At 37.3% G+C, this 12,528-nt stretch carries 13 protein-coding genes and 3 pseudogenes; 11 read left to right on the top strand and 5 right to left on the bottom strand.

Going from position 1 to position 12,528, the window contains the following annotated elements:
- Window positions 1-206: 206 nt before the first annotated feature.
- On the top strand, window positions 207-3,074 hold the full coding sequence (gene ileS, locus AC2JBO_RS14135) for an isoleucine--tRNA ligase (protein ID WP_496954288.1): 2,868 nt from the start codon (window positions 207-209) through the stop codon (window positions 3,072-3,074).
- Window positions 3,075-3,635: 561 nt separating this feature from the next.
- On the opposite strand, the pseudogene AC2JBO_RS14130 reads toward ileS, so the two are convergent.
- A pseudogene (locus tag AC2JBO_RS14130) lies at window positions 3,636-3,977 on the bottom strand (IS1634 family transposase); the annotation flags it as partial.
- Window positions 3,978-4,158: 181 nt separating this feature from the next.
- Window positions 4,159-4,912: pseudogene (locus AC2JBO_RS14125) on the bottom strand (IS1634 family transposase); the annotation flags it as partial.
- A 663-nt stretch (window positions 4,913-5,575) separates the two neighbouring features.
- Between AC2JBO_RS14125 and AC2JBO_RS14120 the strand changes: the two are divergent.
- The 5 genes from AC2JBO_RS14120 to AC2JBO_RS14100 all read left to right on the top strand — a co-directional run bounded on the left by AC2JBO_RS14120 (window position 5,576) and on the right by AC2JBO_RS14100 (window position 8,767).
- Entirely contained in the window at window positions 5,576-5,902 is a 327-nt protein-coding gene (locus AC2JBO_RS14120) for a hypothetical protein (RefSeq protein WP_496954287.1), read from the top strand.
- 39 nt (window positions 5,903-5,941) lie between these two features.
- Entirely contained in the window at window positions 5,942-6,178 is a 237-nt protein-coding gene (locus tag AC2JBO_RS14115; protein ID WP_496954286.1) for a hypothetical protein, read from the top strand.
- A 23-nt stretch (window positions 6,179-6,201) separates the two neighbouring features.
- Window positions 6,202-6,849 (top strand): Imm5 family immunity protein, encoded by a 648-nt coding sequence (locus tag AC2JBO_RS14110; RefSeq protein WP_496954285.1) that lies wholly within the window; start codon window positions 6,202-6,204, stop codon window positions 6,847-6,849.
- Window positions 6,850-7,207: 358 nt separating this feature from the next.
- Window positions 7,208-8,149, top strand: coding sequence for a GmrSD restriction endonuclease domain-containing protein (locus AC2JBO_RS14105; protein ID WP_496954313.1), 942 nt, complete (start codon window positions 7,208-7,210; stop codon window positions 8,147-8,149).
- Between the two features lie 132 nt (window positions 8,150-8,281).
- Complete coding sequence (locus AC2JBO_RS14100) at window positions 8,282-8,767, top strand: GmrSD restriction endonuclease domain-containing protein (RefSeq protein ID WP_496954284.1); 486 nt, start codon at window positions 8,282-8,284, stop codon at window positions 8,765-8,767.
- A 23-nt stretch (window positions 8,768-8,790) separates the two neighbouring features.
- Here AC2JBO_RS14100 and AC2JBO_RS14095 read toward each other — a convergent pair whose 3' ends face one another.
- Both AC2JBO_RS14095 and AC2JBO_RS14090 read right to left on the bottom strand, forming a co-directional pair.
- The gene (locus AC2JBO_RS14095) at window positions 8,791-9,255 is read right to left on the bottom strand and encodes a type II toxin-antitoxin system VapC family toxin (RefSeq protein ID WP_496954283.1); all 465 of its coding nucleotides are present in this window, start codon (window positions 9,253-9,255) and stop codon (window positions 8,791-8,793) included.
- Window positions 9,252-9,545, bottom strand: a complete 294-nt coding sequence (locus AC2JBO_RS14090) for an antitoxin family protein (RefSeq protein ID WP_496954282.1) — start codon at window positions 9,543-9,545, stop codon at window positions 9,252-9,254. Before AC2JBO_RS14090 ends, AC2JBO_RS14095 begins: the two co-directional genes overlap by 4 nt.
- A gap of 55 nt (window positions 9,546-9,600) precedes the next feature.
- On the opposite strand from AC2JBO_RS14090, the gene AC2JBO_RS14085 reads away from it, so the two are divergent.
- The 5 genes from AC2JBO_RS14085 (at window position 9,601) to AC2JBO_RS14065 (ending at window position 12,086) form a co-directional block, all read left to right on the top strand.
- Complete coding sequence (locus AC2JBO_RS14085; RefSeq protein WP_496954281.1) at window positions 9,601-9,885, top strand: hypothetical protein; 285 nt, start codon at window positions 9,601-9,603, stop codon at window positions 9,883-9,885.
- 6 nt (window positions 9,886-9,891) lie between these two features.
- Window positions 9,892-10,101, top strand: a complete 210-nt coding sequence (locus AC2JBO_RS14080; protein ID WP_496954280.1) for a hypothetical protein — start codon at window positions 9,892-9,894, stop codon at window positions 10,099-10,101.
- A gap of 260 nt (window positions 10,102-10,361) precedes the next feature.
- On the top strand, window positions 10,362-10,607 hold the full coding sequence (locus AC2JBO_RS14075; protein WP_496954279.1) for a ribbon-helix-helix domain-containing protein: 246 nt from the start codon (window positions 10,362-10,364) through the stop codon (window positions 10,605-10,607).
- A 189-nt stretch (window positions 10,608-10,796) separates the two neighbouring features.
- Window positions 10,797-11,492, top strand: a complete 696-nt coding sequence (locus tag AC2JBO_RS14070) for a hypothetical protein (RefSeq protein WP_496954278.1) — start codon at window positions 10,797-10,799, stop codon at window positions 11,490-11,492.
- Between the two features lie 12 nt (window positions 11,493-11,504).
- Entirely contained in the window at window positions 11,505-12,086 is a 582-nt protein-coding gene (locus AC2JBO_RS14065; RefSeq protein ID WP_496954277.1) for a hypothetical protein, read from the top strand.
- A 74-nt stretch (window positions 12,087-12,160) separates the two neighbouring features.
- Here AC2JBO_RS14065 and AC2JBO_RS14060 read toward each other — a convergent pair.
- A pseudogene (locus AC2JBO_RS14060) lies at window positions 12,161-12,528 on the bottom strand (TetR/AcrR family transcriptional regulator); the annotation flags it as partial.

The raw sequence follows: 12,528 nt of genomic DNA, 5'->3' as shown, positions 1-12,528 counted from the left end.
CTCCACCCAACCTACAACCCAAGCATGAATAACCCATCCGTTACATCCGTTGCATCCGTTGCCAAACTATGCTACAATAATACTACACTCGCAAACAGGTACAAACATATGGACATTATTATTCCCATTACAATATCACCCACACCCCACATTTCCAACGATAATAGTGAAAATCTGACCCTATATAAATCCAAGCAATTAGTACAGTGACAGAAGCAAAAAGTTACAAAGACACAGTAAATCTTCCGCAAACGAAATTTGACATGCGCGCGAATGCGGTGAAGCGAGAGCCTGAAATCCAGAAGTTTTGGGAAGACAACAACATATACGGGCGCCTCTCAGAAGAGAACCCAGGCGAATTATTTATACTGCACGATGGACCACCCTACGCAAACGGTTCGCTGCATATAGGTCACGCTTTAAATAAAATTCTCAAAGATATCATAAATCGCTATCAGCTATTGCAAGGTCGTAAAGTTCGTTATGTACCGGGTTGGGACTGCCACGGGTTGCCTATCGAACTAAAGGTTCTGCAAAATATGAAACAAGCAGAACGGCAGGAATTAACACCTTTAAAGTTACGGCAAAAGGCTAAAGACTTTGCCATGCAAGCTGTTAATGAGCAGCGTGAAGGTTTTAAGCGCTACGGTGTATGGGGTGATTGGGAACACCCGTATTTGACAATGGCGCCTGAATACGAAGCTGCACAAATCGGTGTATTTGGGCAGATGGTATTAAAGGGATATATATATAGAGGGTTAAAGCCTGTAAACTGGAGTCCCAGTTCGAGGACTGCTTTGGCTGAAGCTGAGTTGGAATATCCAGAGGGACATACTTCCCGGTCTTTGTATGCTGCTTTCCCAATGACAAGTTTATCGGATGCAGTCAAAGATAAGTTTAACGAGTATCTACCTGATTTGGGTGTTGCTGTCTGGACGACCACACCTTGGACAATACCTGCTAATTTGGCTGTTGCTGTAAACCCAGATTTGGATTATGCAGTAGTTGAGGCGCCAGTCGAAGGTATCAATTTTAAATATATAATCGTTGCAAATGATTTAGTAGAACGTTTATCTACGACTCTCAGCACACAATTAACAGTAAAAACCACTGTTAAAGGGAAAGAATTAGAACATTCTACTTACAAACATCCTTTATATGACCGCGAGAGTCCGGTAATCATAGGAGGAGATTATATCACTACAGAATCTGGTACAGGATTAGTACATACGGCGCCTGGCCATGGTCAAGAAGACTATATAGTTGGGCAACGTTATGGTTTACCTATCTTGGCGCCAGTCGATGATGGTGGTAATTTTACTGCTGAGGCTGGACAATTTGCTGGTTTGAATGTACTTGGTGATGGCAACCAAGCAGTTATCGATGCTTTAACACAAGCAGGTTCTTTATTAAAAGAAGAACCATATCAACATAAATACCCTTACGACTGGAGAACTAAAAAACCCACAATATTCCGCGCAACTGAACAATGGTTTGCATCGGTAGAAGGGTTTCGTGACGAAGCACTCAAAGCTATCTCTGAAGTACGATGGATACCTGCACAAGGTGAGAATCGTATCACACCAATGGTAGCCGACCGTTCGGACTGGTGTATATCACGTCAGCGTAATTGGGGTGTACCTATCCCTGTATTCTACGATGAGGAGACAAACGAACCTTTATTGAACGAGGAAACCATCAACTACGTTCAAAAAATCATCGCAGAAAAAGGTTCAGATGTATGGTGGGAGTTGTCGGTTGAAGAATTATTACCTGAAAAATACCGCAACAACGGGCGCCGATACCGCAAAGGAACCGATACGATGGATGTATGGTTCGACTCTGGTTCATCGTGGGCAGCAGTTGCCGAACAGCGAAGTGAGTTACATTATCCTGTAGAAATGTATTTAGAAGGTTCCGACCAACACCGAGGATGGTTCCAGTCGAGTTTATTAACCAGCGTTGCCGTACATAACCAGGCGCCATATAAAATAGTGTTAACTCACGGATTTACTCTTGATGAAAAAGGTTTCAAAATGAGTAAATCGCTTGGTAACGTGCTTGATCCAAGTGTTGTTATTGAGGGTGGAAAAAATCAGAAAGAAGAACCACCATATGGCGCCGATGTTTTAAGATTATGGGTATCCTCGGTTGATTACACTTCTGACCAACGATACGGTAAAAATATCATCAAGCAATTGGGAGATATACGCGGAAAAATCCGTAACACCGCGCGGGTATTATTGGGTAACTTGCATGACTTTGACCCAGAGAAACATCTAGTTCCCCTAGACAAACTACCCGCAGTTGACCGTTACATGTTGCACCGCATGACGGAAGTATTCAAAGAAATAACCGATGCATTTGATACTTTCCAGTTTTTCCGTTTCTTCCAAACAGTGCAAAACTTCTGCGTTGTTGATTTATCGAGCTTTTATATAGATATCGCCAAAGATAGACTATATATCAGTACACCCGATGGTTTTAGGCGCCGTAGCTGTCAAACAGTATTGTATTATGCATTGGATAACTTGACGCGCGCGATAGCACCTGTATTATGTCACCTTGCCGAAGACATCTGGCAATTCCTCCCTTACAAAACAGCTTATAAATCAGTATTTGAAGCTGGTTGGGTGAAATTAGATAGTAAATGGGAAAACCCAGAACTAGCAACATTCTGGGAAAAAATGCGCGACATCCGCAATGATGTTAATAAAGTGCTGGAACAAGCGCGCGTTGATAAACAAATCGGTTCATCCTTGGAAGCAAAGGTGTTACTGTACGTAGCAGATGAACAACTACGTTCGGCAGTAAAAGCACTGGAAATAGATACAAATGGCATCGATGAATTAAGATATTTGTTTATCACCTCGCAAGCAACAGTGTTAGATTCAGCACAACAACTTGAAGGGTTGAAATATAACTCAATATCTGAAAATTGGGGTATTGGAGTAGTTGATGCAGAAGGGGAAAAATGTGACCGCTGTTGGAATTACTCTACCCATGTTGGAGAGTCAAAAGAAGACCCGTTATTGTGTGAACGCTGTGTTAGCGCATTAGCTGGAGACTTTTAACAAAACACTCCCAAAAATTGAATGAAACATCTTGTGGGGTGGGCATCCTTGCTCGCCCTTTTATATTGAGGCGCCTGGGTTAACTGGCAACGGATATAACGGATGTAACGGATGAATTATCTTAGGTGCATCAATTATCTAATACAGAACTACGTCATAAAAATTAATACTTTACAGCACTAATGTTCTATATAATTGCTTGAATAGTAAATATTATTACCACAGAGGCACAGAGTTCACAGAAGAATCATTACAACCCACATTCCGCACCCCCAGGCGCCTCTAATTGTCACAAAAGTGTTTTTACTGAGTATTTTCTCTAAATAAAGAGTAAAATAATACTTTTATCATCTGTATAGCCGTATTTTTTACCTAACCTAGATAATATTTATATTCTCAATGATTCTCAATAAATATTCATATTTACTGAATAGATAAAAGTTTATGCTTATTGATATAAAACCTGTACTTAATTTATGCCAAATTAATTAGAAGTTACTAGAATCTGTGACTATAAATTTTAATTAATAGTCTCTATAAAAAATATTTTTTGGTATCAGATTAACAATTATAATAATAACGACAGTTTTCTGGCAGGAAACTCAATATGTATTTTCTTTCTGGAGTTATATTTGATATAGATATTTCGCTATCAAATATAACTAAGTGTATAGATTGAAAACATTGAAATATCCATCTCATGGTTGGATTATTTATAGATTTACCAAGCTGATTTTTGATAGTAGATTTAGTTGCTGATAAAGCTTTTCTCATTTGTCTTTGAGCCAAAGTATATACTAATAAGCATAATCCCATTATCATAGCCATAGCCTCAATCCTTTCCGGAGATTTTAGAAAAATACTATCTGCGAAAAATAAAGCATCTTTAAGAAATCCGGCTCTTCCGTACTTAGCGTGCTAAATCTGCTAAAAAATTAGGTTTAAATTCTTGCTGTGCTTATTTTACAGCCATTATTACCTTTATAAATATCAAATTCATTAAATTTCAACTATAAGTGCTTGTAAGCCTTGGTTATAAAGGAGATTTGTCAATTTTAATTAAAATTTAGCACGTTAAGTACGGAAGAGCCAGATATTCTTTTCTCTAATTGACGTAAATCTGATTTTCGTCTTTCAATACTTTCTACAACTAGCCATCTCTGTTCAACCTCACCATAATTACTTTTAACAACAGAATAATAATATCCTGTTAAAGAACTACTAATAAAATCAGTTGATAATAATGTTGAAACTAGTTATTTTGCCAGCCCTATAGTCATTGGTACTCTAGATAACCATCTTACTTCAGATAACAAATTAATATTTTTTGCGTTATATATAGCTCCATCTGCTACCATTAAATTATTCTCATATAAAGCTTGCTCTATTTTTTCTTTTTTCAGATGTTCTCTATATTCTAAAAATATTTGAGCAAAGCTTGAAGAATCTGCTTGATTTCCAGATGCAGGTTTTAAAAATATTGGTATATCTCCATCTCCTGACGATATTAATTCTATAATAAATTGCTTTAAATCAGGTCTGTGGTCGCGAGAGTAGCCATAGGTTATCTCAATCGCTTGTGGCGCCTTGATTTTAATACCTGATGAATGTTCAAAAATTACGTCTGGTAAATTAGTGCTATACTCACCATGTAAATGCATTGAAGTCGAATCTAAGTGTGACGATTTTAAAGTAATATTAAATTGTTTCATCACACTTATACTAATAGCGAAAAACACCTCTGTCAAACCTTTAATAAACAATTTATCCATGACTCTACCTAATTTATCATCATTCAAATATTCAGGTTTTACTCCTTCTCCTATTAGATATTCACAGCGCAAAGTGGGCGGTGTCGGCTTCCGTCCCGCCCAACTTTGCAAGAGAAGCTTTATCTTGAAAAAATGGTTCTTCCGGAATTAGCGTGCTAAATTTTAATTTTAGTCGGTAACTTTTCTTTAAAATCAAGGCTCACAGGCGCTTATAGTCGTGCATTTTATTTAAAACGCAGTATTGTAGTCAAAAATGGCTGTAATAAAAGCCTAGTAATAATTTCAAGCTTATTTTTAATTAATTTAGCACGCTAAGTACGGAAGAGCCGCGAAATCCATGCTGATTGCCAACTTTTGCATGAGTTACTCGGTAATTTTTACTTGTCATACCCAATATTACTATTACGTTATAATATCTGTTATAACATTTTGAGATGGCGCCAACGCGAATTGCACTACATCTAGTTTTTTGCCTGTGTAGGCGCCTGTGTAGACTTGAAACCCGCTCCCACACTTGACCTGAGCAATACTATTCAGGCGGTCGTCAGATGGTGCCGTGCCTCTTTACTACCCCAAAAATTCCACTCGTGAATGGGTAAGAACTGTGAAGTCAACTGTATGTTATGCTAAACTCACTAGTTTTTTGTTTGTTCAAGAAGTCGAACTGTAAAGTTACAAAGAGACTGATTAACTTGGGCTTTAAACTCTGCTGTCAGCGCTTAATATTTTATGACAGATTTACAAGTTGTAGCAAATTTTGAAGAATTAATATTAAACTTACAAACAGAAGTCGCAGCTTTGATAATGGGGTGTATTGAAAATGCTCTTGACTATCGACAAAAAGCATTATCGATATATTCTATCCTTATAAAGGGTCAATTAGTAAAGCCCAAAATGGACAAGAAAAAAACAATTGCTGTAAGCGAGAACATTGGTGTAGTTAGTGGCTGGAATTCATTAAACCCTAAATGGACAGTGTTGATAGCTGAAAATAATGGTATATTATTATTACAAAACGAAACATTAATTAAAGAATTTTATCAAAATAATATATAAGAATTTAAGAGATATGGTTATGAAACAAAAAAATGGGATTTGGATTCAGAGTTAGAACCTGGTCGTCACTATCGTTCACATGCAGAAAAACAAATATCAGTAATTAAACCTTGTAATTCTATTGGTGTTTCTAAGGGTATATGTGAAGAGGATTGTTATCCTTACCTTTGTGCTTTAGCTATTATTAGACAACAATATATTGCCGTTGCTGACCCAAACGGTGTCTATCTATTTTACAGTAACGGCCAAGTAAAATTTGTTTATCATAAAATGTAAAAGTAAATAGAGGTATAATCTATATGGCTATTCCTTCAACGTTAAAAAAATTAATTGTAGATGCGCTTTCCAATGTACACTCACACCCATCACACGATTTAAATCTTGGTTATCGTCATGCCATCTGGGCTGCTTTTGGGGATGATGAGTATGGTTACAGGCGCCGTGCCATGCTAGCTTTAACAACAGTCCGTCATGTACTTCCTATCTGGAAAAAAAAATTTCCTTACGATGATAGACCCGAATATATTCTTAATCTTGCAGAAAAGGTGCTTGCTGGGACTATTAGTGCAGAAGTTGCGAATACTGAGAGCGAGCGTCTATGGAGGGAAATGCAACAGTTGGGATATGGTGGTCATGGTATGGCTTTTACTGTTGGATGCGCTGCGGTCGCTGCCCTTGATAAAGCTATTGATGATGAGAACTTTGACTACTTCGACATTGACTTGAATTTAACAGATAACGAAGATACTGAAGGTAACGATAGTAGCTTCTTTGCTGCTTGTGCATATGCGGATGGAGCAGTGTGGAAAACTGTATCTGGAGAGCAAAACCCTGCTAAACGGTTAGAATTTTGGGACTGGTGGTTAACACAAGCTGTGGAAGCTGCTTGGTCTGCTGTAGAAGATGACTCAAATGTTAATTTGGTTTTAGTAAAAGAGGCATCATAGCACGCCTGCCTTTTTGGCAAGTTTTATTTCGGACGACTGAAAATCATCATTTGTATCTGACCCTGTTCTGCGTTAACTATGCTTTGGTTGTTTCTTGGGTAAGTTGCGCTTTTCCATTAAAGATTTTAATGTGTTAGAAAGTTTACAACGGTTAGTAGAACTGCGAAAAAGTGTCACAACCTTTCTCAGCTATAACTGTGTGGTTGAATCTTTGATTTAAGTGTATTAAGGAACAGGAACAATGAAAAGTAAAACAGAAACTATTCGTAAAATGGTTAGTTATCTAAATAATGAAGACAAAGACGGTGGTTTTTGGTTGCCTAATATTCAACGTCCCTTTGTTTGAACAGAAGAACAAATCGAGCGCTTATTTGATTCGATTATGCGCGAATATCCCATCAGTACACTTTTAGTTTGGCGTACTAAAGCTCAAATTAAATGTCGCAAATTTATTGACAACTATCAAAAAAATCTGAAATTATCGACCTTTTACGTTCCTGAAAACGAGAAAGCCAAGTTATTAGTTCTTGACGGACAACAGCGTTTACAGAGTTTCTTTATAGGTTTAAAAGGAAGTTACGAGCAAAAAGAATTATTTTTTCATGTCCTTAGTGGAGATTTAGCGGCGCCAGAAGATATTCGTTATCAGTTTAATTTTTTTAAGCCTACTGATGCTAAATTTCCTTGGATTAAGTTTAAAGATATTGTTTTTAAAAATGAAAGTATTTTGGATATTGCAGAAGGGATTATTGAAAATAGTTTTGTCGAGTTAACAAAGGATGAGAAAAGACGTATTCATAAAAATATTGATGGTGTTATCCGACATTTTTGTACCAATGAGCTTTTAATGTATCAGGAATTAGACAGTGTTGATAATCCTGAAATATATAAAGAGGATGATGTAGTTGAAATTTTTATTAGAGCTAATTCTGGTGGTACTCAATTAGGTAAATCTGATTTACTATTTTCTTTATTAAGTACGAGTTGGGAAGATGCAGATGCAAGGCTTGAGGACTTACTAGACGAACTTAATAAAAGTGGTTATAATTTTACCAGAGACTTTATTTTAAAAACCTGCATCACTTTGCTGGATAAAGGCGCCCGTTATGAAGTTAACAAGTTTAGAGACGGAGTTACCAGGGAAGAAATTATTAATAACTGGGGTAATATATCTAACGCTATAAAAGACGTTAAAGACTTTTTGTTCGGTCAAACCTTTCTCCGCAATGATAAAGCTGTTCCCTCTTACTTAGCTTTAATTCCAATTATTTATTTTCGCTATCACTATCCAAAAAAATGATCTAATATTAAGCAATTAGATAGCTATATATTAAAAACATTTATTACAGGAGCTTTTAGTGGAAATCCAGATAATTTAATTGATAAATTAACTAGGAAAATCAAAGAGATTGAAGTTTTTGATGTTCAACAGATGTTTGGTGTAATTCGAGCAGATGGACGCAGCTTAGAAATTACACAAGAAACTATTTTGTGTCAAGATTATACTTCTAAGTTAATTCATTTGTTTTTTAATTTATGGTATAAAGATTTTAGTTATCATCCAAGTTACGAAGCTAATTTACCGCAGATAGACCATATATTTCCTCAATCTTTACTGCGGACAGTCAAAGATATTAATCCATCTAATGGTCACAAAAATATTCTTAGATATAAACAATTTGACCGTGACCAGATTGCTAACTGTATGTTGTTAACCGCCAAAGAAAATGGTGCAGGAGCGAAGAGAGATATTCCCCCAGAAGATTGGTTTAGTAGTAAAGACGTTAGTTATTTAAATTTGCATCTTATTCCTAACAACCCCGATTTATGGAAGTTAGAAAACTATGCAAAATTTATTGAAGCTAGGCAAAAACTAATCATAGAGAAATTTAGCGATATGATTCAAGCTGTAACCTAAATTCTACAATAAAATATTGACATTTAAGGATGATGATTTGGATTATCGGTTAGTAACCCAAGAGCTTGAGCAATATTACTAAGGCGGTCATCAGATGTGAGAAAAATCAAAGAGATGGATTGCTGTTTCGAGAAAACAGGTTGAATTTTTAGTACTGATGCCAACTGTACAGCATCATAAGCGCGCAAAGGATACTGCCCAACCAGTTGACCCGCAGTTTCTACTAGTTTGGCATCGAGTTCAATAACTTGGTACTGATTATTTAGGTCAAAGCGAAACCTCTGAATAATCAAGGCTCTATCGGTGGGGGTCAAAGTACCTTCCCGTTCTCTTCTCGCCAGCGCACTCAAAACTTCTACCCAAGTAATTCGAGCAATAAATAATAAGTTGCTCTCTTGGGGAGCGCAGAGCGATTGTATCCAGGCACTACCAGTTTCCGGCACATACAGTTTTACAAGGGCGCTGCTATCTACGAAGTAAGCGGTCACATTAAACCTCGTTCTTCAATAATGATTTCGGAAAGCGGTTTGCCTCCTGACGCTTCCAGTCTTTGGGTTAGTTCACGCCACGCTTCTTCTGAAACTGGCTCAACATCGTTGCTTCTTTGTGGAGGTGTTACCAGTCCCTCTGCCACTAGTGACTGAATTATTTTTTCGGCACATGAAGATGCTTCTTCTGTTAAAACGAAGAGTCGCACAGTTTGCCCATCAGTTAGTGACAAAGGATTTTGGGGGTGCAGCATCCCGTTAGAGTAGACAGCAGTAATAATTTCTGACATAGTTGGCGTACTTTTAGACTTTGCCTGTATTTAAATTAGCGTACCTTGGGAAAAGTTGCTGCAAGTCACCCAACTGGAGCGGCGCCTCAGAAGACGCATGTCCCTACCCTCAAACTTAACTTTACTACCCCAAAAATTCAAAGTATTGATTGATGAATTAAATAGAGCTTTGAATATGATAGAAAGCTCAACTGTTAATGCATGGGATTTAATTGAATCTATTATTTACGAATGGCACGAAAGCGCTATTGCAATATCGAGTCCTGAACTGCTAACTGCTTTTAATGATGAAACTGATGAAGTACCATTAACTCCACCATCTGTTGATAATGAGAAATAAATTTTTATGTCTGAAATTCCCGATGAAAAAGAAATAAGTGAAGAGAATTTAGAGCCATCAGAAATTGAACTGACGGTGCCTAAATCATCTAATATAAACAAAATCTGGAAAGTTGTTGCTAAAAACAAAAGGGTTAATAAGGAATGGGAAGATTTAATGCAGCGTAGTCCTCAAAACACTGCTCGTTGCTACCAAGATTTATGTACATGTTACTAGTTTCTACGACGTGTATTTTGGTCTTTACGGAAAATGCGGTGAAATTATTCGCCCCACAAGTGGCGATAGGTATGTCGTCCAGCAATTAACCCGCTAGTATGATCATTGATGATAGTTGCATACCGAGGCCTCAGTATATTTTCGTAGCTGTTACATTAGCAGTGATTATCAATTTCGCGCCTCTAGCTTCAAAATTTTCGTTTCTAAAAATATGGTGTAAATATGGTGTATAATTGCACCAGATGTTTAAAAGAAAGATTATGACCCGCCAAAGCATTTCACTTACACCCCCAAATGATGCTTGGTTAAAAGCACAGGTGGAGAGTCAGGAGTACGCTAGCAAAAGCGATGTGATAAATGACCTGATACGCAAGGCTCGTGCCAAACAAGAGGAAGTTGAAGAAATCCAAAAAAGGCTAATTCATGCAGAGCAAAGCGGCTTTGTCACTCCTGACCGCCAGTCCATTCTTTCAGAATTTAAGAAAGAGCTGAACAGTAATGGCTAATTATAAATTGACGATCAGATATATCTTAATGAACAAAAAAATTATCAGCATACTTTAGTTCTCTACAATGAAGAAAAAACTAGAGCAACTCAATTAGTTGTCCAGCGTGATGAATGGCAACAACGCGCGGTTACAAATGAATCTCAACTTGTTCATGTTAAGCAAGATGTCGAAACTTATCAAGTTGAGATGAATGAGCTAAAACAACGCGCAGCAGTAAATTACCAAAAATATCTTGATGAACAGAAAAATTCTCAGAAGGCTTTACATGATTACCATGAAGCAAAAGCAAAAGCAACTGAGTTAATTGCCCAACGTGATGAATTGCAAAAACGCGCCGAAGAAAATCAAAAAGCCGCATATGAGCTTATTCAAGTTCAGCTAGATTTGCAAACTTACCAAGTTAAGGTTAATGAATTAGAAGAAAGCGCGGCAAAAAATTATCAAATATATCTTGATGAGCAAAAAAATTATCAAGAAGCTTTAGCTCGTTACAATGAAGAAAAAGCTAGAGCAAATGAATTACTTGCCAAATATGAAGAAGTAAGTTCTGAGCGAGATAATTATTTGACTTTATATAATGAGGCACAAACACAACTAAAATTCGAGCGACGTTCTAAGGCTAGTATTAAGGGATGGGAAACTCGTCGTAAAGCTGAGAACGAAAAGCTAAAACGGGAAATTGCCGAGATGGTTGTTCTGTTACGCGAATCTTTAACAAGTAAGGATGAAGCAATAAATAATCTTTATGTTGTTGCAGAGCGTATGGATAAAATTCAATCTTTGGTTGATTCGGTGGAAGAGGACACAACAAGCAATCCTGTCGGGTTAGTACAAAAATTTCAACGTATTTGGTTTGCTATTAAAGAAATACTTTCGGAGTAAACAAGCACTTTTATGAGCAAAAAATCCGCATCGACAAGAACTCAAGGCAAACCGAAGTTGGGAGAGCAAATCCGTAATATTGCCGATAGACTGAAACAAGAGACTGAGATACAGAAAAAAGCAACCTCGCGTATTTTAGGCGCCGCTGCCCAAATATCCGCAAATCACGAGCAACTTATAGATGAGGTAGTTGAGATGGTAAGAGAAGACCTTGAACAACAAACCCAAGCATCTAAAAGTCATATTTATACAGTTGAGATTCTCAAGCAACAGTTTAAAACATTAGGCGAAGCAAAAGACAACTTTAAACTAAAAGCCACTAGTTGGGAATCTCTTGCTAATAAAGTAAATGAAATATTTTCTCAAAAGCTTATAAGTGAGGGTAAACTTCAGCTACATCAAGTTTTGGAAATAAATAACATACAAAAAGCTGAATGTGAACCAAGTAATATTAAAGGATTGACAGTTCATTTAGAAGCAGATGTTGCAGAAATGTTTCCCAACTCTCAAGCAGTAAACGAAGCCTTGCGTTTTCTGATTAGAGTCACAAATAAAAATCCCTGCGGGAAAACCTCCGATTTACGCGCGTTGTAGAGACGCGATTGAATCGCGTCTCTACGGTGATATATTTTTATAATTCATATACGTATAAGGTACGCTCAATGCCGTCACAAATCCAGTGGTTCTAGAAATTTGAAAGCAATCGCATGAGCATCAGCATCGTTGATCCCTAATGTCTTGAGAATAATTTTAGCAATCTGTTCCGGGTAATCTGGCTCTGCACGTCCTTCGAGAATGCTGTGGATTGCCATTAGTCCAGTTCCCAAAACTAAATCAGAAACTGCCTGTAAACTATCAACTTGAAAACGGTTCAGTCTTATACCAGCCTCTAAGTCTGTCATCATTCCTCTTTCCATTGTCTCACTTAATGGCGCCGCGACTAATCCAATTCTCACAATCACCCATCCCCAAGTCGAATCCCGAATCGCTTGATGCAGAAATTGACGAATGGCAATTGCTAAACGTTCAGCAGGGT

Source organism: Calothrix sp. CBUCES-K 9914 (genome assembly GCF_059640475.1).
This window is presented reverse-complemented; position numbering and strand designations above follow the sequence as displayed.

Coding starts and splice junctions, on each gene's coding strand:
- AC2JBO_RS14120 (WP_496954287.1), top strand. CDS start 5,576: ATGACAGATTTACAAGTTGTAGCAAATTTTGAAGAATTAATATTAAAC.
- AC2JBO_RS14110 (WP_496954285.1), top strand. CDS start 6,202: ATGGCTATTCCTTCAACGTTAAAAAAATTAATTGTAGATGCGCTTTCC.
- AC2JBO_RS14100 (WP_496954284.1), top strand. CDS start 8,282: ATGTTTGGTGTAATTCGAGCAGATGGACGCAGCTTAGAAATTACACAA.
- AC2JBO_RS14090 (WP_496954282.1), bottom strand. CDS start 9,545: ATGTCAGAAATTATTACTGCTGTCTACTCTAACGGGATGCTGCACCCC.
- AC2JBO_RS14080 (WP_496954280.1), top strand. CDS start 9,892: ATGTCTGAAATTCCCGATGAAAAAGAAATAAGTGAAGAGAATTTAGAG.
- AC2JBO_RS14075 (WP_496954279.1), top strand. CDS start 10,362: ATGACCCGCCAAAGCATTTCACTTACACCCCCAAATGATGCTTGGTTA.
- AC2JBO_RS14070 (WP_496954278.1), top strand. CDS start 10,797: ATGAATGAGCTAAAACAACGCGCAGCAGTAAATTACCAAAAATATCTT.
- AC2JBO_RS14065 (WP_496954277.1), top strand. CDS start 11,505: ATGAGCAAAAAATCCGCATCGACAAGAACTCAAGGCAAACCGAAGTTG.